General features: G+C 71.7%; 29 protein-coding genes and 1 pseudogene. 15 read left to right on the top strand and 15 right to left on the bottom strand.

Features of this window, described 5'->3' with window-relative positions; genetic code table 11:
• Nucleotides 1-141: 141 nt before the first annotated feature.
• From AC4OXY_RS07560 to AC4OXY_RS07550, 3 genes are all read right to left on the bottom strand, one after another.
• The gene (locus AC4OXY_RS07560) at nt 142-1,413 is read right to left on the bottom strand and encodes a L,D-transpeptidase (RefSeq protein ID WP_362820001.1); all 1,272 of its coding nucleotides are present in this window, start codon (nt 1,411-1,413) and stop codon (nt 142-144) included.
• A gap of 300 nt (nt 1,414-1,713) precedes the next feature.
• On the bottom strand, nt 1,714-2,238 hold the full coding sequence (locus AC4OXY_RS07555; protein WP_491993506.1) for a hypothetical protein: 525 nt from the start codon (nt 2,236-2,238) through the stop codon (nt 1,714-1,716).
• A 189-nt stretch (nt 2,239-2,427) separates the two neighbouring features.
• Nucleotides 2,428-3,036 carry a TetR/AcrR family transcriptional regulator gene (locus AC4OXY_RS07550; RefSeq protein WP_491993505.1) on the bottom strand — a complete coding sequence of 203 codons (609 nt, stop codon included), beginning with the start codon at nt 3,034-3,036 and terminating at the stop codon, nt 2,428-2,430.
• 46 nt (nt 3,037-3,082) lie between these two features.
• On the opposite strand from AC4OXY_RS07550, the gene AC4OXY_RS07545 reads away from it, so the two are divergent.
• Entirely contained in the window at nt 3,083-3,547 is a 465-nt protein-coding gene (locus AC4OXY_RS07545) for an SRPBCC family protein (RefSeq protein ID WP_356037934.1), read from the top strand.
• Nucleotides 3,548-3,658: 111 nt separating this feature from the next.
• Here the strand turns inward: AC4OXY_RS07545 and AC4OXY_RS07540 are convergent, their stop codons facing one another.
• From AC4OXY_RS07540 to AC4OXY_RS07530, 3 genes are all read right to left on the bottom strand, one after another.
• Nucleotides 3,659-4,750, bottom strand: coding sequence for a glutamate--cysteine ligase 2 (locus AC4OXY_RS07540; RefSeq protein WP_362820112.1), 1,092 nt, complete (start codon nt 4,748-4,750; stop codon nt 3,659-3,661).
• A 261-nt stretch (nt 4,751-5,011) separates the two neighbouring features.
• Nucleotides 5,012-5,392, bottom strand: coding sequence for a hypothetical protein (locus AC4OXY_RS07535; RefSeq protein ID WP_356037936.1), 381 nt, complete (start codon nt 5,390-5,392; stop codon nt 5,012-5,014).
• Between the two features lie 492 nt (nt 5,393-5,884).
• Nucleotides 5,885-6,682, bottom strand: coding sequence for an MBL fold metallo-hydrolase (locus AC4OXY_RS07530; RefSeq protein ID WP_402067268.1), 798 nt, complete (start codon nt 6,680-6,682; stop codon nt 5,885-5,887).
• An 81-nt stretch (nt 6,683-6,763) separates the two neighbouring features.
• On the opposite strand from AC4OXY_RS07530, the gene AC4OXY_RS07525 reads away from it, so the two are divergent.
• Nucleotides 6,764-7,372, top strand: a complete 609-nt coding sequence (locus tag AC4OXY_RS07525; RefSeq protein WP_402067270.1) for a CGNR zinc finger domain-containing protein — start codon at nt 6,764-6,766, stop codon at nt 7,370-7,372.
• A 133-nt stretch (nt 7,373-7,505) separates the two neighbouring features.
• Here AC4OXY_RS07525 and AC4OXY_RS07520 read toward each other — a convergent pair.
• Nucleotides 7,506-7,691, bottom strand: a pseudogene (locus AC4OXY_RS07520) (hypothetical protein); the annotation flags it as partial.
• 142 nt (nt 7,692-7,833) lie between these two features.
• Here AC4OXY_RS07520 and AC4OXY_RS07515 point away from each other — a divergent pair.
• The gene (locus AC4OXY_RS07515; RefSeq protein ID WP_491993504.1) at nt 7,834-8,016 is read left to right on the top strand and encodes a hypothetical protein; all 183 of its coding nucleotides are present in this window, start codon (nt 7,834-7,836) and stop codon (nt 8,014-8,016) included.
• Here the strand turns inward: AC4OXY_RS07515 and AC4OXY_RS07510 are convergent.
• Nucleotides 8,013-8,231, bottom strand: coding sequence for a ferredoxin (locus tag AC4OXY_RS07510; protein ID WP_356037944.1), 219 nt, complete (start codon nt 8,229-8,231; stop codon nt 8,013-8,015). The genes AC4OXY_RS07515 and AC4OXY_RS07510 overlap by 4 nt on opposite strands.
• 8 nt (nt 8,232-8,239) lie before the next feature.
• Nucleotides 8,240-9,430: a cytochrome P450 gene (locus AC4OXY_RS07505; protein ID WP_362819996.1), complete on the bottom strand. Its 1,191-nt coding sequence runs from the start codon at nt 9,428-9,430 to the stop codon at nt 8,240-8,242.
• A 136-nt stretch (nt 9,431-9,566) separates the two neighbouring features.
• Here AC4OXY_RS07505 and AC4OXY_RS07500 point away from each other — a divergent pair, with 136 nt between their 5' ends.
• The 3 genes from AC4OXY_RS07500 (at nt 9,567) to AC4OXY_RS07490 (ending at nt 13,117) form a co-directional block, all read left to right on the top strand.
• Nucleotides 9,567-10,280, top strand: coding sequence for a TetR/AcrR family transcriptional regulator (locus AC4OXY_RS07500; RefSeq protein WP_376288228.1), 714 nt, complete (start codon nt 9,567-9,569; stop codon nt 10,278-10,280).
• Nucleotides 10,281-10,527: 247 nt separating this feature from the next.
• A complete protein-coding gene (locus AC4OXY_RS07495; protein WP_491993503.1) occupies nt 10,528-11,406 on the top strand; it encodes an endonuclease/exonuclease/phosphatase family protein in 879 nt (292 codons plus the stop codon).
• Between the two features lie 1,291 nt (nt 11,407-12,697).
• Nucleotides 12,698-13,117, top strand: coding sequence for a DUF3566 domain-containing protein (locus AC4OXY_RS07490; protein ID WP_491993502.1), 420 nt, complete (start codon nt 12,698-12,700; stop codon nt 13,115-13,117).
• A gap of 14 nt (nt 13,118-13,131) precedes the next feature.
• On the opposite strand, the gene AC4OXY_RS07485 is transcribed toward AC4OXY_RS07490, so the two are convergent.
• Complete coding sequence (locus AC4OXY_RS07485; RefSeq protein ID WP_356037952.1) at nt 13,132-13,428, bottom strand: DUF1330 domain-containing protein; 297 nt, start codon at nt 13,426-13,428, stop codon at nt 13,132-13,134.
• Nucleotides 13,429-13,675: 247 nt separating this feature from the next.
• Between AC4OXY_RS07485 and AC4OXY_RS07480 the strand changes: the two genes are divergently transcribed.
• From AC4OXY_RS07480 to AC4OXY_RS07465, 4 genes are all read left to right on the top strand, one after another.
• Nucleotides 13,676-14,218 carry a HEAT repeat domain-containing protein gene (locus tag AC4OXY_RS07480; RefSeq protein ID WP_491993501.1) on the top strand — a complete coding sequence of 181 codons (543 nt, stop codon included), beginning with the start codon at nt 13,676-13,678 and terminating at the stop codon, nt 14,216-14,218.
• 152 nt (nt 14,219-14,370) lie between these two features.
• Nucleotides 14,371-14,862, top strand: a complete 492-nt coding sequence (locus tag AC4OXY_RS07475) for a peptidylprolyl isomerase (RefSeq protein WP_356037956.1) — start codon at nt 14,371-14,373, stop codon at nt 14,860-14,862.
• 246 nt (nt 14,863-15,108) lie between these two features.
• Nucleotides 15,109-15,768, top strand: a complete 660-nt coding sequence (locus AC4OXY_RS07470) for a GNAT family N-acetyltransferase (RefSeq protein WP_356037958.1) — start codon at nt 15,109-15,111, stop codon at nt 15,766-15,768.
• A 348-nt stretch (nt 15,769-16,116) separates the two neighbouring features.
• Nucleotides 16,117-17,121: a 2-dehydropantoate 2-reductase gene (locus AC4OXY_RS07465; protein ID WP_491993500.1), complete on the top strand. Its 1,005-nt coding sequence runs from the start codon at nt 16,117-16,119 to the stop codon at nt 17,119-17,121.
• Nucleotides 17,122-17,507: 386 nt separating this feature from the next.
• On the opposite strand, the gene AC4OXY_RS07460 is transcribed toward AC4OXY_RS07465, so the two are convergent.
• Nucleotides 17,508-18,887 (bottom strand): gluconate:H+ symporter, encoded by a 1,380-nt coding sequence (locus AC4OXY_RS07460; RefSeq protein ID WP_491993499.1) that lies wholly within the window; start codon nt 18,885-18,887, stop codon nt 17,508-17,510.
• A gap of 198 nt (nt 18,888-19,085) precedes the next feature.
• Here AC4OXY_RS07460 and AC4OXY_RS07455 point away from each other — a divergent pair, with 198 nt between their 5' ends.
• Nucleotides 19,086-20,183 (top strand): asparaginase, encoded by a 1,098-nt coding sequence (locus AC4OXY_RS07455; RefSeq protein ID WP_491993498.1) that lies wholly within the window; start codon nt 19,086-19,088, stop codon nt 20,181-20,183.
• On the opposite strand, the gene AC4OXY_RS07450 is transcribed toward AC4OXY_RS07455, so the two are convergent.
• From AC4OXY_RS07450 to AC4OXY_RS07440, 3 genes are read right to left on the bottom strand one after another with little or no spacing between them, the layout of a single operon-like run.
• A complete protein-coding gene (locus AC4OXY_RS07450; protein WP_491993497.1) occupies nt 20,065-21,042 on the bottom strand; it encodes an NAD-dependent epimerase/dehydratase family protein in 978 nt (325 codons plus the stop codon). The two genes, AC4OXY_RS07455 and AC4OXY_RS07450, sit on opposite strands and share 119 nt — an antisense overlap.
• Nucleotides 21,039-21,476, bottom strand: a complete 438-nt coding sequence (locus AC4OXY_RS07445) for a MerR family transcriptional regulator (protein WP_356033213.1) — start codon at nt 21,474-21,476, stop codon at nt 21,039-21,041. Before AC4OXY_RS07445 ends, AC4OXY_RS07450 begins: the two co-directional genes overlap by 4 nt.
• A 54-nt stretch (nt 21,477-21,530) precedes the next feature.
• Nucleotides 21,531-22,058, bottom strand: a complete 528-nt coding sequence (locus AC4OXY_RS07440; protein ID WP_491993496.1) for a GNAT family N-acetyltransferase — start codon at nt 22,056-22,058, stop codon at nt 21,531-21,533.
• Between the two features lie 187 nt (nt 22,059-22,245).
• On the opposite strand from AC4OXY_RS07440, the gene AC4OXY_RS07435 reads away from it, so the two are divergent.
• Both AC4OXY_RS07435 and AC4OXY_RS07430 read left to right on the top strand, forming a co-directional pair.
• Nucleotides 22,246-22,887: a methyltransferase family protein gene (locus AC4OXY_RS07435; protein WP_491993495.1), complete on the top strand. Its 642-nt coding sequence runs from the start codon at nt 22,246-22,248 to the stop codon at nt 22,885-22,887.
• A 414-nt stretch (nt 22,888-23,301) separates the two neighbouring features.
• Nucleotides 23,302-24,381, top strand: a complete 1,080-nt coding sequence (locus AC4OXY_RS07430; RefSeq protein WP_491993494.1) for a S1 family peptidase — start codon at nt 23,302-23,304, stop codon at nt 24,379-24,381.
• 115 nt (nt 24,382-24,496) lie between these two features.
• Here the strand turns inward: AC4OXY_RS07430 and AC4OXY_RS07425 are convergent, their stop codons facing one another.
• Nucleotides 24,497-24,904: a hypothetical protein gene (locus AC4OXY_RS07425; protein ID WP_356033203.1), complete on the bottom strand. Its 408-nt coding sequence runs from the start codon at nt 24,902-24,904 to the stop codon at nt 24,497-24,499.
• A gap of 111 nt (nt 24,905-25,015) precedes the next feature.
• On the opposite strand from AC4OXY_RS07425, the gene AC4OXY_RS07420 reads away from it, so the two are divergent.
• Complete coding sequence (locus tag AC4OXY_RS07420) at nt 25,016-25,519, top strand: LURP-one-related/scramblase family protein (protein ID WP_356033201.1); 504 nt, start codon at nt 25,016-25,018, stop codon at nt 25,517-25,519.
• A gap of 129 nt (nt 25,520-25,648) precedes the next feature.
• A complete protein-coding gene (locus AC4OXY_RS07415) occupies nt 25,649-26,350 on the top strand; it encodes a metal-dependent hydrolase (protein ID WP_356033199.1) in 702 nt (233 codons plus the stop codon).
• The last annotated feature ends 41 nt before the right edge of the window (nt 26,351-26,391 follow it).

Genomic DNA, 26,391 nt, shown 5'->3' with positions numbered 1-26,391 from the left:
GGGGCCGTACTCGGACCCGTCCGACGGGGCCCGAGATCCCTGACGGCACACCTCATTGAATAACACCGGGGGTCTCTTCGCCCACATCAGCGGATCACGCCGTGACGGCGGACGGCGCGGAACGCCGCGGCCGGTGGGGCGTCAGCCGGTCGCGCTGCCCGCGACCCACTTGCTCCAGGGCATGTTCCAGTCGCTGAGCCCGTTGTCCGGGGCCAACGTGGTCTTGTCCGCGGAGTTCTTGACGATCACGACGTCACCGATCATCGAGTTGTCGAAGAACCACGCGGCCGGCTGCCTGCCGTCGCCGCCGCCCTTGACGTCCTTCAGGCCGACACAGCCGTGGCTGGTGTTGACCTTGCCGAAGATCGAGTCGGCACCCCAGTAGTTGCCGTGGATGAACGTGCCCGAGTCGGTCAGGCGCATGGCGTGCGGTACGTCCTTGATGTCGTACGCGGCCGTGCCGTCCTTCTTCGTGAGGCCGACGCTCGCACCGTTCATGTGGATCTGCCGGAACTTCTCCGAGATGACCATCTGACCGTTGTACGTCGGGTGCTCGGGGCTGCCGGACGAGATCGGGATGGTCTTGATCGTCTTGCCGTCCCGTACGACGGTCAGCTGCTTCGTCCTGGCGTCGACGGTGCTGATCTGGCTCCGGCCGATCGTGAACGTGACCGTCTTCCGGATGCCGTGGCTGGTGAGCTTGACGGTGACGGTGGAGCCGGGCTTCCAGTAGCTCTCGGGGCGGAAGTCCAGGCGGTTGTCGTTGAACCAGTGACCGACGACCCGCTGGCCGCTGCTGGAGCTGACCTGGATCTTCGACTCCACGGCGGCCTTGTCGCCGACGGCCTTGTCGAAGTCGACCGTCACCGGCATGCCCACGCCGACGGTCGAGCCGTTCTCGGGGGAGAGGTGCCCGATGAAGTCGTTGGCCGGGGAGACCGTGGTGATCGTGGCGTTCCCGGTGACGGGGCGGCCCTTGGCGTCCGCAGCCTCCGCCTCGACCTGATAGGTGGTGGCTCGCGCCAGCCGCCCGTTCGGCTTCCAGGACGTGCCGTCCGCGGACAGCGTGCCCGGGATCTCGGTGCCGGTCGCGACGGCGGTCATGGTCACCTTGGTGAGCTTGCCGTTGCTGACGGTGACGTTGACGGGACTGTCGATCCCGACGTTGTGGGCACCTTGACCGGGCGTGATCCTTATTCGGGCGGCGGAAACGTCCTGGGCGCCCGTCCGGTCTCCCTGGGCCTGCGTCTTCGGGGGCTGCCCGGTGCCGTTGCCGCTGGTGGCAGCGTTGCTGGTGCCGCCGAGAGCCGTGAGCGCGAGTACGCCGCCGAGCACGCCGGCCGTTCCTATCAGTCCGGTGCGTCGCTTACGTGCCGTGATCAAACGCTTCTCCCATGTCGCTGGTCGGTGCATCCCTGGAGCCGGTTGACCGTAGGGGTGCAACCGGCATTAAGGATCCACTCTTACGCGGTTATCCGCCCCAAAGGGAGTGAATTGTGGCGAATTCCACGTACGCGTGGGCGCCGTCGAGGGCGGCGGCCACGCCGGCGGCATGCGGCCTGCGGGCGTCTTCCGGGAGCGGAGCTCCGGACGGTTCGTCCGTCCTGCGGCGCAGAACCAGGCCTGTTCGGGAGGGAGTTGACGGGGTGGTCGACCGAACGAGGGGCCGGCGTCCCCGGGCGGGGAGCCGGCCCCCGTGGCGTAGACCGGGGCTCAGCCGAGGCCGAGCTTCGCCAGTGCCGTCGTCCAGTCGGTCATGATGGCGTCCTGCGCGTCGTTGAGGCTGACGGTGCCCGCGCAGACGGCCTTCTTGAGCTTGTTCTCGACCACGTCCTTGTCGGCCGAGGTCTTGTTGCCGTAGTGCGGCTCGGGCCACAGGTTCTGCTCGCTCTTCGGCGCGCCGCCGAGTTCGAGCGGGACGAAGTGGTCCTCTTCGTAGTCCGAGGTGCTGGTGTCCGCGTAGCCGTACTCCACGATTTGCTTCTTCTTCAGCGGGGTGGTGTAGGAACTCGGGGGACGCACCGTCGAGGTCCAGCCCGAGACGCAGATCGTGGAGTTGATGGTGCTCTGGGTGACGTCGGGGTTGAGGGCGCCGGGCTGGCACGTGGGGTCGGGGAGGGGGAGGTAGGCCTGGCTGCACGACTGCGCGTGCGCGCTTCCGGTGGTGACGATGAGTCCCGCCGCCGCGAGGGCGAGGGCTGACAGGGCGGTCACGAGGGGGCGTGCTGTTCGGGACATGTGGGGGGATCTCCCGGTGTGGTGCCCGGCATTTGTCCGGGCGGTCATGATCATGACAACACGGGGATCATCTATGCGGGTAGATGCTTTGCCGCCCAGGGAAATCCTTTGGTTGAAGATTTGTCTACGGCAGGGGGTGTCAAGGCCAAGTCCTGGCCGGAACTTGGTTGTTGACAAGGATGCCGCGCGTCACTCCGGGCCGTAGTAGAGCCGGAGGAACTCCTCCACCGCCGCGTCGACCCCCGCCCGGTCACCGGTGGCGAGCAGGTCGAGCAGCAGGCCGCGGACGGTGGCGAGGCCGAGCCGGGCGCGGTTGCGGGCCGAGGCGGGGTCGGCCCCGGCCGCCGTCTCGGCGGCCACCAGTGGCTCCAGCCAGTCGGACACGAGCCCGTCGAGGACCGGGACGGCCTCGGGGCGGCCGCGCAGCGCCTGCCCGCAGAGCTCGAAGAACAGCCGCTCCTGGCCGGCCAGCCCGGGGTCCGTCAACCGGTGCCACAGCCGGCGGGCGGCATCGGCGGGCGACAGGCCCGGCTCCAGGCGGAGTTGGGACAGCAGTTCGCGCTGGCGCCGCTCCGACGTCCGGACGATCTCGACGAGGAGCTGTTCCTTGGAGCCGAAGTAGTGGATCAGCATACGGTGGCTGACGCCGATCGCGGCGCCCAGGCGGCGCAGGCTCAGGTCCGCGATGCCGTGGGCCGCGACGTGGTCGACGGCCGCGTCCACCAGCCGGGCGCGCCGGTCCCCGTCCGTGCCGTGCGCTGTCCCGCCGTCCGGGACGGGGTCATCGGTCTTCGCCACGTCGCGAGTGTACCGAGTGGTACATGCCGGATGTACCGTGTGGTACATGAAGTCTGTCACCGTGTCGACCGACGTACCGCAGACGCCCGAGCAGGTCTACGACTTCCTCGATGTCATGGCTCACCACGAGCGCTTCACCGACCACTACCTGAGCGACTGGCGCTACAGCGGCCCGGCCCGCGGCATCGGATCGTGCGCCACGGTCACCGCCGCGCTGGGCGGCGCCAGGACCGACGTCACCATCGAGGTCGTCGAGGCCGACGCGCCCCGCCGCATCGTCGAACGCAACGTCAGCGCGGGCGGGCGGCGCCTGGCCCACGGCACCTACACCCTCGCACCGCTGCGCACCGGCGGGAGCCGTGTCGCGTTCACGTACGCCTGGGTCCGCGCCCCGCTCGCCGACCGCATGCTCGCACCCGTCGTCCGGGCCGTGATGCGGCGCGCCAACCGCACGGTCATGCGACGCCTCGCCGCCGAGCTGGCCCACCACACCTCCGCGTCCGGCTCCTGACACCGGGCCGTACGCGCCCGCCCGGCACCGTGCGCGGCCGAGCCCTCGCGGACGCGGGCATCGATCCGCGGACGACGCCGCACGGGCACCCGGAGCGGTGCCGTCCGCCCCTCACTCGCTCTGGGTGCGCCGTACGCACTCCGTGACCACGCCCCGCAGGCTGCCCGTGCGTTCCAGGAGCAGCCGCTGTTCGCAGGCGCCGTTGCCCCGGCCGAGCAGCCGGGCCACCGTGTGCTCGACGCGGGCCGCGTCGCCGTTCTCGGTGAGGACGTCGCCGATGTGGTCCAGCAGCGAGCGCACCACCTCCGCGGCGGGCCGGGGCCGCATGGTCGCCGGGTCGAGCAGGTCCTCGTCCAGGCCGGCGTGGGCGGCCTGCCAGGCGGCCAGCCGCAGCACGCTGACACTGTGGTCGAGCGGCGGTTCGCCCGCCCGCCAGTCGCGAGCCGCCGTCTCCACCAGGGCACGGCCCAGCGCGGCGACGAGCACGGCGGTCTCCGCGTGCAGACACACGTCCGGCACCCGGATCTCCACGGTGGGGTAGCGCGCGGACGGGCGCGCGTCGAAGTAGGCCATCGCCTCGTCGAGGATCACCCCGGTGGCCAGCATGTCCGACACCCGCCGGTGATAGCCCTCGGCGGACCCGAACAGCTCGGTCGGTCCCGCCGACGGCCAGCGGTTCCACAGACGGCTGCGGTAGGCCGCGTAGCCGGTGTCCCGGCCCTGGCAGTACGGCGAGTTGGCGCTGAGCGCGCACAGCACGGCGAGCCAGGGGCGCAGCCGGTCGACCACGGCCACGGCTTCCTCGTCGGACTGCACCGACACATGCACATGGCAGCCGCACACCAGCTGTTCCCGGGCGGTGACCCCGTACCGCTCGGCCATCCACCGGTAGCGCTCGTTCACACTGATCGTCGGGCTCACGGGCAACGGGGAGGTGGCCAGCGCGGCCACCGCGCAGCCGATCTCGCCCGCGTGCCGCGCCGCCTCCCGGCGGCAGTGCGTGATCTCGGCGCCGAGGGGCTCCATCTCCGCGTGCGGGTGCGTGGCGAACTCCAGCATCTGCCCGAACAGCTCTTTCTCGAACACCTCCTGTCCGGGGTCGTCCTCGGCCGCGTGGGCGAGGACGGCGGCCGACATGGCCTGCGGCTCCCCGCTGCGGGGGTCGACCAGAAGGAGCTCCTCCTCCACGCCTACCGTGCGCACCAGCATGCCGCCTTCCTGCTCGGTACGGCCCGGGGGTATCCGGCGCCCGGGGGCGACCGGCGCCCAGGGGCCGTCGCCACGCCGAAACCCGGATCTGCCCTCCGCATCCCGCCGCGGTCGTGCTGCGCCGCGAGAGCGGACGGCGACCGGGCCGACGGCCGGCGGGGCATGGCCGCCCCGGAGGTCGTCGGGCCCTTTGTACGCGAAATCCATCGTAATCACGTCCGGGAGCCGCTTCCTGGGCTACCGCGGGGGCGGCCTTCAGACGTGCGGTCCCGTCGTGTGCTCCAGAGCCTTGCGGGCGGCCAGACAGCCCGCGATCTTGAAGGCGAGTTCATGGGAGCCGAGCGTGTGGGTGCGGACCTGCCGCAGCACCACCCTGGCCGCGGTCAGGACCCCGTGCTCGGGCAGGCTCAACTGCTCTCGAATCCCCGCGGCGATCGCGGCGAAGAAGCGCGGCAGATCCTCGGCGGTCGCGTGGTCCACTGTCAGCCCCTTGGCCACCTGGAAGGCCAAGCCCTCCGCCGCGGGCTCGAAGTCCACCGTGATGTCCGCGAACTGCGGCGCACAGTTCTGCCGTTGGTGCAACACCCGCACGCCGCGGATCGGATACGGCGGGAACCGGAACGGCGCTGACGTCATGCGACGACGCTACCCCCGCACGCCCCGGTCGACGCGGTCCCGGAGGAGGCGGCGGTGGCCGTGGCGATGGCGGTGGCGTCCCGCCAGTCGGTCCTGGTGGCGATCGCCGTTCGCCACTGGCGCGGTTCGCGTGGGGCATGTCCACAACTCCCGTGACCCGCCCGGACGTTGACTCGACCGAGGCGACCTGTGCCCCCGTCCGCACGTCGACGCCGTTGGCGCGGTGTACGCCTGCCAGATACGCGCGCACCACGACCGGCCGGGTGCCGGTGTCCGGCCTCTCCCGCAGGGCCAGGGCGTCCGGGATCTGTGTGGACAGCGGCGGCCGGTCGCAGGGCAGGTGCCGCTCCTGTCCGACGAGGGCGGGGAGCCGTCGAGCCCCCCCCGTCCCGATGCGCCGCGTCCGGGTGCGGGCTCAGTACTTCATCGACACCGTCGGCGTTCCCTTCCGTACTCCGGCTCGGCTGGGCAGGTCGGCCGGGGCCTGTCGGTTCAGGCGTGCCGGCCCCAGTCCAGCCGGTCGGCGAGGCCTGCGGCGGCGAAGGCGGCCGCCAACTCCTCGCGGCCCTCGGTGAAGTGGGCCCAGCTGTCGTAGTGCGCGGGAACGACCCGGCGGGCGCCGAGGATCTGCGCGGCCTCGGCGGCCTGGGCGCTGTCGAGGACGATCAGCGCGCCGTCGAAGAGGACGGGGAAGCGCGGGGCTCCGGCGAAGAGGACGGCGGTGTCCACCGGGGCGAAGCGCCCGGCGATCTCCTTGACCGCGTCGAGGGAGGCGTTGTCGCCGCTGACGTAGACGGTGGGCAGGCCGGCTCCGCTGAGGACGAAGCCGACGACCTGGCCGGTGATCGGCTCGATCTCCTCGTGCGTCCCCGGTCCGTGGATCGCGGGTACGCCGGTCACGGTGATCGTGCCGCCGTCCGGGCGGTCCAACTCCACGGCCTCCCAGTCGGCCAGACCCTTGGCCGTGCCGCCGAGGCGCCGGCCGCCGTCCGGTGTCGTGAGGGTGAGCGGGATGTCGGCGAGCAGGGCGCGGCCGGAGTTGTCGAGGTTGTCGGCGTGCTCGTCGTGCGAGAGCAGGACCACGTCGATGGGGCCGAGGTCGGCGGGGGCGGCGGTGGAGGGGGTGGTCTTGGTCAGGACCGGGCGGCCGGGCCGGCCGTAGTCGCCGGGGCCGTCGAAGGTCGGGTCGGTCAGGAAGCGCAGGCCGCCGTACTCGAAGAGGACGGTCGGGCCGCCGAGGACGTGGACCGGGAAGGGGTGGGGGGCCGCGGGGAGCGTGGACGAGGGCATGATGGAGTCACCTCACGGATAGATTCCTATGAACCGTGAGGTGACCGTAGCTGCTTCTCACGGTTGGGCGCAAGCTGTACCATGAGGACCGTGAAGGAGTACGTCATGGAAGAACCGTCCCTGCCACCCGCACAAGGCGAGGAGGAGCACATCTCCCTGGCCCTCGCCAACAGCTCGATCACCCTGCCCGGCGGGCACACGGTCGATCTCCTGGCGACTCCGGCACAGGCGAATCACTGGCTGACGGCACGTGGTCTCGCACCGGTCGACGCCGGCATGCTGGAGATGTGCACGACCCAACTGCGGTCGCTGCGCGAACAGATCAGGTCGCTGCTCGCCTCCCGCACCGCGGGGCTGCCCGCCCTCCCCGCCGCCGTCACGGCCGTCAACGACGCGATGACCCGCGTCCCCACCGCCGCGCTGCTGCACTGGGACGACCAGAGGGGCCCCTACCGCGCCACACCGCATCCCACGACCGCGATCGTCGAGCACGCGCTGGCCGCCCTCGCCGCCGACGCCGCTGAACTGCTCACCGGCCCCGACGCCGATCGCCTCACCGCCTGCGGCTCGACCCCCTGCAATCGCTACCTGCTCCGCCACGGCCGACGCCACTGGTGCTCCACCCGCTGCGGCGACCGCGCCCGCGCCGCCCGCGCCTACGCCCGCCGCGCCCGGCCCGGGGTGGAATGAGGAGCCTGCGGGGCCGATGCCGTCGGCTCTCCGTGTCGGTGTGGACGGCCGTCCCGGCCGCCGCGGGGATCGGCGCCGGCGGAGTGGCGGTCCGGACGGCAGGTGGTCCCATGCGTGCCGTCGCGCCGCCGCACGGCAGGACGGCTTCGCCTGTGGTGGCGGCCTGGGGGAGGGCCTGGCCGAGGCCGGCGACGTTGCCGTGCCCGAAGATGCCCCACACGACGGGGATCAGGCGCTGTTCCTGGCCGCCGCGCTCGCTGTACTGGTTGGCCAGGAAACGGACCAGGGCCTGAGCGGTGGTGAGCCTGATCGCTTCCATTACGCGCTCTCCTCGGCGCCGAAAGGGAGCCGGTCGTCGCAGTTGCCGCCCGGGGTGAGGACCTCGCACGCCGGGAGCTGCGCGGCGTCGAAGGTGCCGGGCAGCCGAAGCGCTCGGCGGCCGGGGCGGGGCGGGGCGGCCCGTGACCGTCGTGACGGCCGACACCAGGTTGTCCGTCAAGGCCCACGGCGAAGGCGGACTCGCGCGTGCCGAGTGCCCCTGGCTGGAGCTGGGTCTCTACGGCTTGCTGTCCACCGATCCCGAGGTGGGCCGCGACGAGTTCGCTCGCCGCGGCACCGGAGGTTTGCCACTGGTGAATGGCTAGCGGGGCGCGATCTCCGTTCCGTTCGCGTCCCGGATGGTGATGGCCAGCATCGGGCAGATGTCGGCGGCTTCCAGAGCGCGCTCGTCGTGCTCGGTGAGGTGCTCGTGCACGGGATGTGCGTGGTCGTCGTCGAGGACGAACAGGTCCGGTGCGGTTCCGGCGCACATACCGGAGCCGATACAGCGGTCGGCGTCGATGCGCAACTCCCAGCTCATGGGCCGTCTCACCATCCCACCGGCATCACGCGGGGGCCGCGCACCAGCATCTCGGTCTTCCAGGTGATGTCGCCGGCGATGTGCAGCCGGGGGAAGCGGGCCACCAACGCGCCGATGGCTTCCTGGAGTTCGAGGCGGGCCAGGGGAGCCCCGAGGCAGTGGTGGACGCCGTGGCCGAAGCCCAGGTGGGCGTTGCCGCTCCGGGTGATGTCGAGCGTGCCCGCCGAGGTGAAGCGCAGCGCGTCGCGGTTGGCCGCGCCGACGGCGACCAGCACCGGCTCCCCGGCCCGCACCAGGGTGCCCCCCACCTCGACGTCCTCTTTGGCGTACCGAGGCTGACCGGCCCCGCTGCCCAGGGGCACGAAACGCAGCAGTTCCTCGACCGCGCCGGTGATCAGCTCCGGCTCGGCGCGGAGGAGGGACAGCGCCTCCGGATGGTCGAGCAACGTGACCACGAAGTTGGGGATCTGGGTGGCGGTGGTCTCATGGCCGGCGACGAGGATTCCGACGCACAGGTCGACGAGCTCCAGCTCGGACAGCCGGTCGTCGTGGTCGCGCGCCTCGATCAGTGCCGTCATCAGGTCGTCCCGGGGCTCCTTCCGGTGCGCGCCGATCAGCTGGGACATGTACGCGCGCAGCTCTTCGCGGTTGCGGTCGAACTCCTCGGCGGTCAGTGAACTGGTGGACAGCGCCGCGTCGCTCCACGCACGAAAGCGCGGCCGGTCCTCCTCCGGCACCCCGAGAAGCCGGCAGATCACCGCGACCGGAATGGGCAGGGCGTAGCGGTCGACCAGGTCGGCCGGCGGGCCCGCCGACTCCATCTCGTCCAGCAGAGTGGACGTCAACTCCTTGATCTGCGGCCGGAGTTTCTCCACCTGGCGGACGGTGAAGGCCTTGGCGACCAGCGACCGCAACCGGGTGTGGTCGGGCGGATCCATGCTGAGGATCCCGCTGTCCCGCTTGCCCTCGGAGGCGCGTGGCTCGTCGTGAACGAGTGCCAGAGCACGGCTGAAGCGCTGGTCGCCGAGGACGAGCCGGGCGTCCGCGTAGCGGGTGGCGAGCCAGGCCGGCTCGCCGTAGGGCAGCTGGACGCGTAACAGTCCCGGGGTGTCACGGGCCCGCTCGTACGCCTCCGACAGGGCCAGATCCTCGCTGGAGTTGAAGGGATAGGCGAGGGGTGCGTGGTCCGTTGCCGTCACTGCTGCCTCCCTGGTGTAATCACGTGCTTACAAAGCTAGGAGGTGCGCACCGGCCGGTCAACGACGCTAATCGGCCGTTACCCTGACGGCTCCTCGGCAGGCGCGAGCGGGCCCACGGCGGCAGAAGGAGCAGAGGGTGGACACCAGCGAGCAGACCCTTCACCAGGACCGGACCGGCGGTGGCCCGCCGCAACAGGTCTCCCCGCGACAGGACTCTCCGCAACAGGACTCTCTGCGAGAGGACAACCCGCACCGTCCGCGTGACGCCCGAGGGACCCGCACGCGCATCCTGCACGCGGCGGGCGCGGTCTTCGCGGAGCGTGGATACGAGGCGGCCACCGTCCGTGACATCGCCGGCCGCGCCGGCGTGAACCAGGCGCTCATATTCCGCTACTTCGGATCCAAGAAGGCGCTGCTCACCGAGGTGATGGCCCAGGGAGGCAAGGAGCAGGTGAGCGGCACGCCCCCGGACCGGCTGTTCGAGACCGCGCTGCGCGGTGTCCTCGCGGACGGCGGCAAACCCGGGTCGGACCGCCTGCTCGCCGTCTACCTTCGCTCCATCGGCAGCGCGGACGCCGCTCCTGACACCGTCCGCGCGCTGGGCGAGGAGTACGCCGCCGCGCTCGCCGCCCTCTCCACGGCCGACGACAGCAAGCTGCGCGCCCAGCTCGCCATGGCGTGGCTGCTCGGTATCGGTCTGATGCGGGTCGTGGTCGGCCAGGAACCGCTGGCCAGCGCCGAACCGGACAAGATCTGCGGGCATGTCCTCACGGCGCTCGACGGGCTCCTGCGCGACGGGACGGCGCCCGGGGGAGCGGGAGCGGAGCAACGATCCGACGAGCGGCCGTAGCGGGTGGCGGCCGTAGCCCGGTGGCGGACGCGCCGGTGTCGCGCCGCCGTCCGTCGTCCCGTTGCCGGCGCCGGTCCCCCGTCGCTGTTGCTGTCGTCGTCGCCGTCGGTGAGGGGCGAGGCGTGGTAGACCGTGAGGTGTCCGGGCCCCGCCGCGGCATCCGGCGGTCGCCCATGACCTGCGGGACCGGTGGTGCGCGTCCCGGCGTCCGCCCGGGTGAGGTGAGGTGAGGTGAGGTGAGGCGCGCGTGCGCTGTGCGACTCTGAACGTCCTGCACGGCCGGCGGCTCCGGAGCGACGGCCGCCCGGCACCGGCAGCGGACGACGTCCCCTGGTGGCCGCTCGCTGACGCCGTCGCCGCCCTCGACGCCGATGTGCTGGCCCTTCAGGAGGTCGACCGCTTTCAGGACAGGTCGGGCCGTGTCGACCAGGCCGCCGTTGCCGCCGATGCCATGGGCGCGCCCGACTGGCGCTACGCCTCCGCCCTCCACGGACGGCAAGTGCCCGGCCGGGGATGGGTGTTGGACCCCTCCCGGCCCGGGCCGAACCTGTACGGACCGCGCGACACGGACCAGGCGGACGCGGTTCCCTCGCACGGGGTCGCGTTGCTGTCCCGGCTCCCGGTACGGGAGTGGCGGGTCCTGAGACTGTCCCCGGCGCCATTGCGACTGCCGCTACGGGTCGCCGGGAACCCAGGATTCGCCCTGAGCCGGGATCAGCCGCGCGCCGCGGTGGCGGCCGTGCTCGACGGAGGGCAGGGCCCCTTCACGGCCGTGGCCCTGCACCTCTCCTTCGTCCCCGGCTGGAACATCGGCCAGTTGCTCCGCGTGCGCCGCTGGATCGCCGCACTGCCCCGACCGCAGCTGCTGCTCGGCGACTTCAACCTGACGGGCGCGCTGCCCAGGGCCGTGCTCAACGGGGCGACGCCGGGCCCGCGCCCGGGTCGGGGGCCGGCCGACCGCTGGCGGGATCTGGCCCGGGCCCCGACCTATCCCGCGCACCGTCCGATCGTGCAGCTCGACCATGTCCTCGCGAGGGGCGTCGTGGCGGACGCGGTGCGCTCGGAGAGTGCGCCGGTGCTCGGCATCTCGGACCACCGCCCCCTCGTGGTCGAGCTGTCGCCGTGAGGCCTCCGTCCGGCGGCGGCCCTCGACCGGGGCGGCTCGCGCGGCAGTGACGGCCGTACCTCAGGTCGTCGTGGCGGACTGCGTGCCGGGCCTGGTGAGCGCGCTTCCCACTCTGCGTCGGCAGGCCCGGTCCGTGGCGAAGCCGCTCGGATCCCCGACGCGTACGACGAGACCGTGGGCGCGGTGAACGGGAGGGCGCGGCAGAGTACGGCCGGGGCTGCCGGGGACCCGCGTCGCGCGGCCGAGATCACCGTGTGAACCGTACGGCGGGACCGGGGTCCAGGGCCACCTCCTGCTGGGCGTGGAGCCCTACCCCACAGAACTCCGCCGGAAGAACGTCCGTGACCGCGGCCCCGCCCGTGTGTCCCCGGCGGCCCCTGGTCGTGCGCGCAGTGGCTGACCGGACAGAGAGGTGGGGCACTCGGTGAAGATGATCCGGCACCCCGCCGGGCCCGGAGACCGGTGACGGCGCCGACGCGGCGCCCGGTGCCGGGACCGTTCATGCGGAAGTTGCTCACCCACACGCCCGTACGCCCGTCCGGCGTCGGTGGACCGGAGCGGTTCCGTGTCGCTCCGTGTGCGTGGTCCGGCCTGGGGGAGGTGGTCACCTCGGCGCAGGGGTGGCCCGCGACCTCGTGTTCCGGGACGTCGACTGCGGGTGCATGATCCCGACCGAGCCCATACCGTCGGAGGCACGGACCCGCAGGCCCCCCGAGGCCGCAGGGCGGTCGACGCAGGCCCGTTCGATGCGGGAGGGCACTGCGAGGCTGCCGCGCCAGTCAGGGAGACAGGCATGAGTCGAGCCGAGCGCAGGCCTCGCGGCATCGCCCGCGGGCAGGCGGGTCCGGAGCAGGACGGCGGAGCCCGGGGCGTGCGGATCAACGGGTCCGTCGGCGAACTGCCGTGCACCGTGCACCCCGATGGCGCCGAAAAGAGGCCGACTCGCGGGGCCCGCCCCGACGAGCGGCCGGCGCCGACGGGCCGGCCCGCAGCCCCCGACCACACCGGATCCGCGCCGCCGCCCTCAACACCCCCTGCCCCGTACGGACCGGCAACAGCGCCACCAGCACCCCCTCTCCCGGCCGAATCCGCCCGGCTGCCCTCGGCACCGTCTCTCCCGGACGGACCCGCATCGGTGCCCCCAGCACCCCCTCCCTCGGTCGGAGCCGCCACACGACCCGCGCACCGGTCCCGGCCCAACGCGTTCGGCCGGCCCGATCCGGCACCCGGTGCCGCCTGTCACCCGGCACCGCCCGACGGGGTCCCCGGACCCGGAGCGTGGACCCTACGGATGCGCATATCGGAGGGGGACCCGTGGTCGGTGATGGTGACGAGCTTCCTGCTCCTGGCCGGCCTCGGTGTGGTCGCGGTCGTCACCGCGGTCATCGTCTGGTTCCTGGTGGAAGCGATGGCCCCGGACGTCCTGCCGGAGCTCGGCACCGTCTTCGCCGTCTCGATCGGCGTCGTCGGCCTGGAAGTCGTCATGGGGACGTTCCTGGCGACCCTGGGCACCTTCATCTACAACCTGTCGGCGCAGTACAACGGCGGTGTCGAAGTGGCCGTGACCAACGACCTCGGGCCGACCCCGGCCACTGCCCGGGCCCTGCTGGTGGTGGCCAGGGCTCGGGTCCACGCTCGCCGTTGTCTGCTCGATCACGCCCCGATCTGGGCCTCTCACGTCGTACGACGCCCGCCGGTCAAGGAGGACTGAGCGGAGGTCAACGGCTACTCGGGCAGGCCCTCGGCGAAGAGGAGCCGTCGTTCGAGCGCGACCTGACGCAGCTTCAGCGCCTGCGCGTACTCGGGCGAGGCGTACCACTCCCTGGCCCGGTCCATATCGGGGAACTCGACGATCACGAGCCGCTGTTCGGAAGGCCAGGCCCCTTCGACGGCGTCCGGCAGCGCGCCGCGGACGACGTAGCGGCCCCCGTGACGAAGGATCGACGCCTCGGCCAACCGCCTGTACTCGTCCGCGAGTGCGGGGTTCAGGAACTTCACCTCGGAGATCACATAGGCAGCCATGCCGGTCATGCTGCCACGCGTGTCCTGTCCAGGAGTCGTGGCGGAGCGCCAGGACGCGTGGCGCAGCGTGGGTGCCGGAGTGCCGTCGACATCCGGTGGCCGACTCCTGGGGTGGTCACAGCGGGCCAGACCGGCCCAGTGGGCGCGATCGGCCGCCCGGACGCGTCAGCCCCCGCTCGCCGTCCGCCTGACTCGTGGGCGTGGAAACTCCTTTGGCGGGATGCGCCGAGTGGCCGACACTGAAGTCATGCTCGGATTCGTCAGGACCGACAATGCATCACTCGTCTCGTGCCTGGGTGATCCTCAGCGCACCGTCGCCGCGTATCACGCGTTGCTCCGACGTGGGGAGAGCGTACTGGGCGCCGTCCGTGCCGGCCTGCGGGACCGCAACCCGGCCGTGCGTGAGAGCTGCTGCCGCCTGCTCGACCACCTGGTGGACACCGAATCGATGGGCGAACTCATCGCCATGGCGGACGACCCCGACGCCCGTGTCAGGATCGCCGCGCTCCACGCTCTGGCCTGTGACCGGTGCAAGGGCGACACCTGCGCACCGGGTGCGGACCGAGTCCTCGAACCCGCACTGCACCACCTGGCCTCGGACCCCGACCCGCACGTCCGGGCGATGGCCGCCGAACTCGTCGGAAAGTTCGCCCACTTCGACGCGCGCGCCCTCGCCGCCCTGCGCGCGTCCCAGGCCGGTGACCCGAGCCCCGCGGTGCGTAAGAAGGCGGGTTGGTTCACACCCGGCGGCACCATCTACGAACGGACCCTGCCGTCCGCCGCCGGATGACGGGGACGAGGTCTTCTCGGCACATGACGGCCCCTGTCAGATGCCCGGCGAAAGGCGATGGAGCCCGTGTTCGCCGGTGAGGCGGTCGCGCGCACCTCCGCGCGGTCGGCCAGGTTCCCGGGTTTTCCGAGCCTGCGACATACGATGTCCGAATGACCAAAGTATTGCTGAACACCTCGGCCGGAGACATCACGCTGGAACTCGACGAGGCGAAGGCACCGAAGACGGTGGCCAACTTCGTCGAGTACGTCCGGTCCGGCCATTACGACGGAACGATTTTCCACCGGGTGATCCCCGGATTCATGATCCAGGGCGGCGGCTTCACCCCGGAGATGGAGCAGCGGCCGGCGCCGCAGCGCGTGGAGAACGAGGCCAAGAACGGCCTGCGCAACGACAAGTACACGGTGGCGATGGCCCGGACCTCGGATCCGCACTCGGCGAGCGCCCAGTTCTTCATCAACACCAACGGCAACGACTTCCTGAACTACCCGGGCCAGGACGGCTGGGGTTACGCGGTCTTCGGGAAGGTCGTGGCCGGCAACGAGGCCGTGGACGCGATCGAGGGAGTGTCCACCACGACCCGGGCCGGGCACCGCGATGTGCCGGCGGAGCCGGTCACCATCGTGTCCGCGCGGCTGGCCTGAACCCTGTGACGTGTGTCTGTGCGGCCCCGCACCGGGGCCGCACAGACACGGTCCGGCGGGGTGCCCACCGCTGCGACGGCTGAACGCGGCGCACGCTCCGGGCGGCAGCGGGCCTCGCCGGCTCCCGCGTCGCGCCGAATTTCGCGCGACAGGGCGCGAAAGCTCTGCAACGCTACGGGCCTGGGGCTGCGGATGCGGCTGTGGCCCGGACACCGACCATCCGTACGGGCACGTGATTGGTGAGCGATGGGTTTCACGCTTGAGGGACCGGCTCTGGACGGCACGCTCGTGCGTCTGGAGCCGCTGGAGCACCGCCACGCGGCGGACCTGGCCGTGGCGGTGGAGGACGACCGCAGCTCCTACCGGTTCACGTGGGTGCCCACGGCCGACGAGGTCGAGGGGTACATCGACGCCCAACTCGCCCGCGCCGCCGCCGGAAAGCTGGCCCCGTACGCACAGGTGGACCGGGCGTCGGGGCGGGCGATCGGGACCACGGCCTACTGGGACCCGCGGTTGTGGCCGACGAGCGGTGAACTGTACGCGATCGAGGTCGGGTTCACCTGGCTCGCGGGGTCGGCCCAGGGGACGGGCGTGAACACCGAGGCGAAGTACCTGTTGTTCCGGCACGCGTTCGAGAACTGGGGAGTGGCGCGGGTCGACCTGAAGACGGACGCGCGCAACGCGCGGTCGAGGGCCGCGATCGAGAGGGTGGGTGCCCAGTTCGAGGGTGTGCTGCGCAACTGGTCCCCGTCCTGGGTGGCGGGTGAGCAGGGTCGGCTCCGTGACTCCGCGATCTTCTCGATCACCGCGGAGGAGTGGCCGGACTGCCGCGCGCGGCTCGAACAGCGCGTGACGCGCGGCTCCCGGCGCGGGCGACCGGGGGTCGATCTGCCTTCCCCCGCCTGACCCGGCAGACGACCTCGGCGGCCGCGCCCAGAAGTATCAGAAGCAGGCGGGCACGCGGGGCACGTACGGAGCCCACGACCGGGGCGTCGACGACCGGGCTCCTCAGCCTCCGGGTTGCCCCCCGAGCGGCGTGTCGAGCACTCGCCCCCGGGGCTGGGCGAGGCGTCCGGCGGCGAGCGGGCTCCACGGGACGCCGCCCACCCACGGGTCGGCGAGCAGGCCGCACCTCGGCGAACTGCCAGGCCACATGGTCGAGGCGCCCAGGTGCGGGCCTTGCTGGTCAGCCGACCTGCGCATGGGCCATGCTGGCCCCTGCCAGCCCCCCGCTCATGCGCAGGAGTCGCCCCCATGTCCAAGCCCCGCTTCGCCGTCCTCGGTGCCGGCAGCATCGGCTGTCACCTCGGCGGTCACCTCGTCGCCGCCGGGCACGACGTGGCACTCGTGGGCCGGCCCGGCGCCATGGATGTGCTGCGCGAGCGCGGCCTCACCCTGAGCACCTCCGTACGGCCGCCCGTCCACCTCCCGCCGGACCGGCTGGTGTTGGCCACCGGCCCCGAGGCCGCAGCCGACGCCGACTACGTGCTGGTCACGGTGAAGACCGCCAGTACCGAGGCCGCCGCCGAGGACCTCGCCCCCCATCTCGCCCCGGGCGCCGTCGTGGTCAGCTTCCAGAACGGGCTGCACAACCCCGCCACCCTGCGCGCCGCGCTCCCCGGCCACACCGTGCTGGCCGGGATGGTGCCGTACAACGTGGTGCAGTCCGAGCCGGGCACCGTGCACCAGGGCATGCCGGGCCGCCTCATGACCGAGCCCGACGACACGCTCTTCGGCGCCTTCCGCGAGGCCGGCCTCGCGATCGAGGCCCGCACCGACATGTCCGAAGTGCAGCACGCCAAGCTGCTGTTGAACCTCAACAACGCGATCAACGCCCTGTCCGGGCTGCCGCTGCGCGACCAGCTCGGCCAACGCGCGTACCGCCGCTGCCTCGCCCTGTGCCAGCGCGAGGCCCTTGCCGCGTACCGCGCCGCCGGGGTCGCTCCGGCCCGCCTCGGCCCCACCGCGCCCGCCGTCACCCCGTACGTGCTGGGACTGCCCGACGCCCTCTTCCGCAGGGTCGCGGCGGCGTCCCTCCGGATCGACGCCCACGCCCGTTCCTCGATGTGGGAGGACCTCCAGCGCGGCCGGCGCACGGAGATCGACTCCTTGCAGGGCGAGATCGTCGCCCTCGCCGCCGCCCACGGACTGAGCGCCCCCGCGAACGCGCGGCTCAGGGCCCTGGTGCACGAGGCGGAGTCCGCACCGCGCACCTGGACGGGGCCGCAGCTGTACGCCGAGCTGCGTGCGGCGCGCTGATCCGCGCGGATACCGGCGAGCGGCGTCGGAGGCCAGGAACGCGACCGCGTCGGCGATGTCCGGGATCCGGCCGGTCCGGCCCGGGGCGGTCAGGCCGATGGTGCGCTCCGGGTTCGCCGGGTCGGTCGACGTCACGACGGCCTGCAACCGGGCGTTTCGTACCACGGTGGCCACGCACCAAGGGCCCCTCGCCGTGTACGTGGCCCACCTGGGGTCCGTGCGCGTGTTTCCCAGGAACGGCTTCTGGACGGCCGGCCGGGGTGGCAGCACGGACCAGCGGGTGAACACCGCGGGGGCCGGCCACGCGCAACGGGCCTGACCGGTACGGCTGCTGAAGGCCGCGGACGCCTCGCCGGTACGGCGTCCGCCGGGCACGGTCCGTGGGGTCACACGCCGAGGGTGTCCAGGATCGACTCCATGGCCAGGACCCCGCCGAGGCCGAGCACCGAGAGCACGGTCGTGTAGGTGGTGCGGGCCTTGATCGCGTCGATGACGGACAGGTTGAAGTACTCCTTGAACATCCAGAAGCCGGGGTCGTTGACGTGCGAGAAGGCGATCGAGCCGCAGGAGATGGCGAGCACCATGATCTCGGGGCGGACTCCGCTGCCGGCAAGCAGCGGCAGCGCCACGCCCGAGGCGGTGACGACGGCGACGGTGGCCGAGCCGAGGGCCACGCGGAGGATGGCCGCGATGAGCCAGGCGAGGATGATCGGCGACAGGGACCAGCTGCCGGTGGCGTTCTTGATGTAGTCCGAGATCCCGCCTTCCACGAGAACCTGCTTGAACGCGCCGCCCGCGCCGATCACGAGCAGGATCATCGCCATCGCCTGGGCGGCCGACCGGCACGACGCGCTGACCTCGTCCAGGCTGCGGCCGATCCGCGGGCCGAACGCCCACATCGCGACCGCCAGGGTGAGCAGCAGGGCGATGGGCGCCGATCCGATGAACGCGACGAAGTGCAGCACCGGCCCCGAACCGGAGCCGGCCAGTCCGGTCACGGCGGCTCCGGCGATGAGGACCACGGGCAGCAGGGCCACCGACAGCGACCAGCCCATGCCCGGCATCTCCTCCTCGGTGAAGACGCGGTCACTGACCAGGCCGGTGGGTATGGAGGGGTTCATCCTCCGGACGAACGGCAGGCGCGGCCACACCAGGGCGACCAGCGCACCGGCCGGCACGGCGATGAACAGGCCGTAGAACAGCGTCAGTCCGACCGAGGCGTGGAACGTCGCGGCCACCGAGGTCGGGCCGGGGTGCGGCGGCAGGAAGCTGTGCATGGTGGACAGGGCGATCGACATCGGCAGCCCGACCCACAGCAGGTTCGCCCGCGTGACCCGTACGAGAGTGAAGGCGACCGGCACGATGATGACGAAGGCGACCTCGTAGAACATGGTGATGCCGATCAGCATGGCCGACAGGATCATGGCGACCTGGACCCAGCGCGGTCCGCACAGGTCGAGCAGTCTGGCGGCGATCCGCTGGGCGGCGCCGGAGTCGCCCAGCACCCGCCCGACCATGGCGCCGAGCCCGATGGTGAGCATGGTGTCGCCGATCTGCCCGCCGATGCCCTCGGAGAGCACATCGGGGATCTTCTCCAGCGGGATGCCCCGGACCAGGCCCACGCCCACCGCCACGAGCAGCAGGGCGGCGAAGCCGTTGAGTCTGAGCTTCGTCATCAGGAAGAGCAGGATCAGTACGCCGACGGCAACGACAACAAGTGGCATGGGCCAGTTCCCCTTTGAACCGCGGTCGCCTGCATGAACCATGTCCTCGTACCGCCGAGGAAGCCGTCCATGTATGAGGATGGAGGCTATGGATGTGGACGACCAGGGTCAATGGGCTTGCAGAAACGGGATCTGACGCACTGTCCGTGCGCCCGATGTGTGCCCACCGGTAGGTTGGGGAACGGTCGGGCCACGGCCGGTGGATCACCGAGGGCGGAACTCCAAGAGAAGGAGCGGGTGTTGAGCGTCGTACTGCTGGCACTCGGGGGCACGATCTCGGTGCCGGGCCAGGCTCGGGGGACACGGCTGAGCGGCGCCGAGATCACCGCCGCCGTACCGGGCCTGGCGGAGCTGGGAGTCCCGCTGGAGGTTCGGGACGTACACGCCGTACCCAGCGGAAACCTCACCTTCGCGCAGGTCCTCGACGTCGTCGCCGTCGCCTCACGGGCCGTGGCCGAGGGCGCGGACGGCGTGGTCGTCACCCAGGGCACGGACACCCTGGAGGAGACGGCCTTCCTGGCCGACCTGGTGTGGCCGCACGACGCGCCGTTCGTACTGACCGGCGCGATGCGGCAGCCGGTCATGGCCGGAGCGGACGGCCCCGCCAACGTACTTGCCGCCGTACGCGTCGCCGCGGCCCGCGAGGCGCGCGGCGCGGGTGCGCTGGTCGTCCTCAACGACGAGGTGCACGCGGCGCGTTGGGTGCGCAAGACACACAGTACGAACCCCGCGAGCTTCGCCTCACCGAGCGCCGGCCCGCTCGGCCATGTCGTCGAGGGCCGGGTGCGGATGCTCCTCGCCCAGCCCCGGCACCCGCCGCTTCCGGTCGACGTCGACCGGAAGCGGCTGGAGACCGCCCGCGTCGCCCTGCACGTGGTCACCCTGGACGACGACGGCGCGCGGCTCGACGGGCTCGAAGCGACACATCGGGGCCTGGTGGTCGCCGGTTTCGGCGTCGGTCACGTGCCGGACGTGCTGGCACCACGGCTCGGCGCGCTCGCCGCACACCTGCCGGTCGTCCTGACCTCGCGCACCGGGAGCGGTTCGGTGCTGCGGCACACCTACGAGGCTCCCGGCTCGGAGACCGACCTGTGCCGGCGCGGGCTGATCGACGGCGGCTTCCTCGACCCGTACAAGGCCCGGGTGCTGCTCCGGCTGCTGCTGGCGGCCGGGGCCGGGCGCGACGAGATCGCCGAGGCCTTCGACCTGCGGGGCTGGGTCACCGTCCCGTTTCCGGCACACCCGGGCCGCGCAGGCTCTCGGCCGTCTGCACGACGGTGGTCTCGACGGGGCGGGGGCGCCAGCCGAGCTCCTCGCGGGCGCGGTCGTTGTGGATGACCGGCCGTGGCGGCTCGTCGCCCGGTGCCTCCTGCGTGGGTACGCGCGCGGCGAGCGGACCGAGCCGTCGGCGCAGGATCTCGGCGATCTCCAGGAAGCTCAGCGCCGGGCCGTCCGCGACGGCCAGGAACCGCTTGCCCGCGGCCTCGGGAGCGGCCATCGCGCGGATGTGCAGGTCGGCCAGGTCGCGGACGTCCACGATGCCGAACCGCTGGCGGGGTGCGACGCTCATCGTGCCGTCGAGCATCGCCTTGACCAACTGCGTCGACGAGCGCGGCTCCGTGGTGAGGGCGGGACCGAGGATGAACGTCGGGTTGACGACGACGAGTTCGGTGTCGCCGCCCTCCCGTTCCATCAGGTCCCACGCGGCCCGCTCGGCGATCGCCTTGGACCGGGGGTACGGCGCGAGCCCGGGGGTGTCGGGATCGGTCCAGTCCGCCTCGGTGAACTCGGCGCCGGCCTTCGGCGTGTAGCCCACCGCGGCGAACGACGAGGTCAGCACGGTGCGCCGGGCGCCCGCGTCGCGTGCGGCCCGCAACACCCGCAGCGTGCCGTCGCGGGCGGGGACGATCAGCTCGTCCGGATCCTCCGGCTGGACGGCCGGGATGGGGGAAGCGACGTGATGGACCTCCTCGCAGCCGGACACCGCGGCGTGCCAGCCGTCGTCGGACATCAGGTCCGCAGCGACGACCTCCAGACCGCCGTCGTCGGCGCCACCGCGACGCACCGCCGCGCGCAGCTCGGACTCCCGGGCCGTCGAACGCACCGTGGCCCGCACCGGGCGCCCGGCCCGCAGCAGCGCGGTGATCAGCTGCGTCCCCACGTAGCCGGCTCCGCCGGTGACCAGGACCCGGCTCATCGCAGCACCCCCAGGCTCTCGACCGCGGCCACGACACGGCGTGTCGACTCGGCCTCCGCGGCGGCGTCGCCGCGGTCGCGGGCGTCCCACATCGCCGCCTTCTCCCGCAGGTAGCGCAGCCGCGCCCGCTGGGCCGCGATCTCCGCCTCGATCCGTTCGGCGTGCCGCAGCAGCAGGTCACGCTGCTCGGCCGCCGCCTCCCGGCCACGCGCCCGGTTGCCCAGGTAGGTGCGCATGTCCTCGATGCTCACGCCGACCGCGCGCAGGCAGGACAGTGCCTCCAGCGTGTCGAGGTCCCGGCTGCTGTACCGGCGGTGCCCACTGCTCTCGTCGCGGTCGATCGGTCCGATGAGCCCGACATCTTCGTAATAGCGCAGTGTGGGCTCACTGAGCCCGCTATGGGTTGATACCTCATGAATCGTGAAGGTCGTCATGGCGTCAGCAGACCACACCTCAAGCGCTTGAGGTCAAGCGCCCGCGGACGGCGATCACCGGCGGACGTGCTCGGCGGCCAGCTCCCGCTGCATGAGGAAGGTGTCGATCCAGCGGCCGTGCTTGTGGCCGACCCGCACCAGGCGACCGGCGTCGGTGAAGCCGAAGCGGCGGTGCAGGGCGCGCGAGGCGTCGTTGCCGGTGTCGGCGATGACGGCGATCATCTGCCGCATCCCCGCCCGGGCGGACTCGGTGACGACCGCGTCGAGCAGGGCCGTGCCCAACCCTCGGCCGATGGCGTGGGGTGCGAGGTAGACGGTGTCCTCGACCGTGCTCCGGTACGCCGGTTTCGGGCGCCACGGAGCGGCGAGGGCGAAGCCCGCGACGGTGTCGTCCGACGCGGCGACGAGGAAGGGCAGCTTCCGGCCGGTCAGGTCGTCGAGCCGTTCCTCCCAGTGGGCGACGGTCGGCGGGGTCTCCTCGAAGGTGGCCACGGTGTGGCGGACGTAGTGCGTGTAGATGTCGGCAACGGCCTGGAGGTCGGCGGAGGTCGCCGGACGGACGACCACCTGGGGCGCTGTCATCTCGGGTACTCATCTCTCCATGGAGGAACGGCGGCGGACGCGGGCCGAGATTAGCGTGAGCATGCTGGCGTCGGTCGAGCGCGGGCAGAGGGCGGCCGCTCTCCATCCAGGGGTGGAGGTCGGCGGATCGTCTCCATCGACCCGTGGGTGGTGGTGATCGACAGCCCGTGCGGAGCACCCTTGAGCCATGGGATCGCTTCACTCGGCGCTCGCGCTGGTCATCGTCATCTGCTTCCTGATCTTCTACGCGGCCTGGATCGTGGGCGCCGTCTACTTCGGCGTGAAGAGCCACTCCGGTGTACGCGGCTGGTGGCGGGGACAGCGGCGCACGCTGCCCCGCCGGCTCCTCCTCATAGCAGGTGTCTACGTGTTCTCGGTCCTGGTCGGCCGCACCGGCGGCCTCTGGAGACAACTGCGGTACTGGCAGCCCGGGCTGGCCCTGCTGGGCGCCGCGCTCGCCGTCGCGTCCACAGCCCTGTTGCTGTGGGCCCGCTGGGTGCTGGGCACGATGTGGGCCAGCGTCCCGACGGTGCGGGAGCATCACGAACTCCGTACGGACGGCCCCTACGGGCTGGTCCGCCACCCCATCTACACCGGCCTGCTCGGCCTCGTCGTCGGCGGGATGCTGGCCCGTGGCTTCGGCGTCTGGGTCGCCTTCCTCATCGTCGCGGTGCCCTGGATGCTGCTGCGGGTCCGGGCCGAGGACCGGCTGATGGCCGGCCGGTTCGGTCCGGCCTACGAGGCCTACCGCGCCCGCGTCCCGGCGCTGATCCCCTGGACACGTCGTGCGCGGACGGATGTCGAGCACCGGGACGGCGTGAAGCCGTAGGCATGCGACGGCCGTGGGGATGCGGACAGGCGAGGGTGTGGTCGCGTCAGGTCATCAGTGGGCCAAGAGTGGTCTAAATAAAGGACGACTGGTTCGAATTCCGAACGGGATCATGGCGTACCGGCCAGCCGTTGATGAACCGAGCGTGGACGGCGGGGGCGGTGGCGGCGACCGTGCGTGACTTCGGACGCCCGCGCCGGGGCTTGGAGTGCGGGGATGGTGACGGCGCCTGCGTGTCCGTGGTGCCGGAGGTCAGGCCGGAATCCCTCCTTGTTGTGACGGGAGAGCCTCGCCATACTCGTCGGCGTTTGGCATGGGCACGACCGACGCTTGGGTTCGGAGCGTGCCCGTGGCTGTCGTTCCTCCGGCCCCGGCCCGTCGATCGGGCGGGGCAACCCCCACTGGAGGCCTCACATGGCGCAACGCCGAAACACCCGCACCGCCCGCGTGTTCACCGCAGCCGGCGTCCTCGTCCTCACGGCCGGCGCGGCCCTGCTCCCCGGCGCCGGCTCGGCCACGGCCGCTCCCGCCGCCGCGGCCACCCCGGCCGCGGCCCGCGCCGCGTCCGCCGCATCACTCGTCGCACGACTGGGCGACCGTGCGGCGGGTTCCTACTACGACGCCGCGGCCCACCAGTTCGTCGTCGGCATCACCGACCCGTCCGCGGCCGCCCAGGTCCGCGCGACCGGCGCCGTCCCCAGAACCGTCCGCTACTCCACCACCCAACTCCGTGGAGCACAGCGCACGCTGGCCCAGCGCGCCCGGATCGCGGGCACCGCCTGGGCGATCGACCCCCGCAAGGACAAGGTGGTCGTGACCGTCGACCCGACCGTCACCGGTGCCCAGCGTGCCCGGCTGAACTCCGTGGTGGACTCGCTCGGCGAGAAGGTCGTCGTACGCCGGACCGCCTCCGCCTTCAAGCCGTTCATCGCGGGCGGCGACGCCATCTGGGGCAGCGGTGTCCGCTGCTCCCTCGGATTCAACGTGACCGTGAACGGCGCGCCCTACTTCCTCACCGCCGGGCACTGCGGCAACGCATCCCAGACGTGGTCCGACTCCCAGGGCGGCGGGGAGGTCGGCCAGACCGTCGACTCGCAGTTCCCCGGTACCGACTACGCCCTGGTGCAGTACGACGACGCGAGCAGCGACCACGCGAGCGCCGTCGACCTCTACGACGGCAGCAGCCAGCAGATCACCCACGCCGCCGATGCGTACGTGGGTGAATCGGTCACGCGCAGCGGCAGCACCTCGGGGGTCCACAGCGGGTCCGTCACCGGGCTCGACGCGACCGTGAACTACCAGGAGGGCTCGGTCTCCGGGCTCATCGACACCAGCGTGTGCGCCGAGCCCGGCGACAGCGGCGGCGCGCTCTTCGACTCCGACGCGGCCGTCGGGCTGACCTCGGGCGGCAGCGGTGACTGCACGTCCGGCGGTGAGACCTTCTTCCAGCCGGTGCCGGCGGCGCTGAACGCGGAGGGAGCCACTCTTCCGTAACCGTCAACGGTCCGCGACGCCATGAGCGTCGCGCGAACGGAACGCCTCAACCGGCCCTCGTGCGGGGCCGGTTGAGGCATTTTCCCGATCAGGGCGCCGTCGCCGGCGCGGCTCCTCAGCGCTCGCGCCTCCCCCGGAAGACCCGGCGGACGAGGTGGACCAGCAGCCAGATGACCAGGACGACGAAGAGGATCACGAGGATCACGACGACCAGGAGGAAGATGCCGAGCTTCTTGAGGAAGCTCTTCTTCTTGGTCTTCGTCCTGCGGAGGGTCGCCGCCGCGTGATGTGTGGAAGTGGTGTGCCTTAGGCGGATGGTGGAGACGGTGCCCGCAAGCGCGGGTCCGGTGCGTACAGTGCCCGTGGCCGCCGCAGCTGTCGTAGGCGTTGCGGCCGTCGCGGCCTGCCGAGCGGTGGCCGGAGCGGCGGCGGCCGGTGTCGCCGCCAGGCCGAGGCCGAGCAGCAGCGTCAGAAGTACGGTGGCGACGGGGCCCTTTCGGCCCGGTCGGTGCGTGATGGTCATTCATGCCCTCCCCGTGAGCGGTGCGGATGGAGTTGCTGTCTTGCGCAACGCCGCAACTATTATCGCGGCGGACAGTGATTCTTCCTCTCTCGGGATCTGGACGGGGTACTCATGCGCTACCTGGTACGCGACCGCATGCTGGCTTTCCACGAGGAGGCCTGGGTCGAGACGGAACACCGGGAGAAGCTCTTCAAGGTCAACCGCAAACTGCTGCGGTTGCGCACCACGTTCGACTTCGTCGACACCGAGGGCGAGCAGGTGGCCCGCATCGTCAAGAAGGCACTCACCTTCCACCACACGATCCTCATCAAGCAGAACGGCGAGACCGTGGGCCGCATCAGCAAGCGGACCCTGCGGATCTTCAGGGACCGCTACAAGGTGACCCTGCGCGGCGGGCGCCGGCTGCGGATCGCGGGCAACCTCTGGGACCGCGAGTTCGACATCGCGGACGACAGCGGGACCCTGGCACACATCTCGCGCCGCTGGTTCACCGTCCGCGACGCCTACGCGGTCGACGTGATGAGCGAACCGGACTGGCTGCTGCTGATCATCCTCGCGGTGTGCGTGGACCACATCATCGAGGACCGCGAGGGGGAGCAGCTCACCAACCTCTGAGCCACACACATCACCGATCGCACACACATCACCGATCGCACACACATCACCGACCGCGCGCACCTCTTTGACGCTCGGACATCGACGCGCCGTTGTCACGGCGCCCGACCGGGGGAGAACAACCTCACCATGATGGGCCATTCGCACGCCGTGAGCGGCGCCCTGCTGTTCGCCGGCACTGCTCCCTACCTGCCGCCCGTGCTGCTGCACACGCATCTGTCGCCCCAGGAGATCCTCATGGGCACGGTGCTGTGCGCGGGCGCCGCGCTGCTGCCGGACCTGGACCACCACGACGGCACGATCGCGAACTTCCTCGGCCCGGTCTCCAAGATGCTGTGCCGGTTCGTCGCCTTCGTCTCCGGCGGCCATCGGCATGCCACCCACTCCCTGTTCTTCATCGCCTTCATGACCGCGGGCACCTGGGCCGGAATCGCCTTTCTGGGACGGCCGTTCACGCTCGTCATGTGCTTCTTCCTGTTGGCGCTGGCGGTGCGTGCACTCAATCTCTGCCCGCCCGGACACGGCTTCCATGCCTGGGGCACCAACGTGGCGCTGGCCGCGCTGGGCACCGCCGCCATCGACAAGTTCATCCCCTCCGCGCCGCTCTGGCTGCCCTACGCCATCGGCCTCGGCTGTCTGGCCCATCTCCTCGGCGACTCCATCACCAAGCAGGGCGCGCCATGGCTGTGGCCGCTCAGGACGCGCTACGAGATCGTGCTGATCAAGAGCAGCGGCAACAAGCTGGAGACCGAGATACTGACACCGCTGATGGGCGCCGGGACCATCGCCCTCCTCTGGTTCACGGTGCTGTCCCCGCACCCCCTGCACTGAGCCCGGCCGCCGGTGCCGACCGCCGGTGTCACGGCACTCAC

The organism is Streptomyces sp. HUAS MG56 (genome assembly GCF_058673395.1).
The sequence above is the reverse complement of the archived record's forward strand: the minus strand, read 5'-3'. Positions and strand labels throughout refer to the sequence as shown.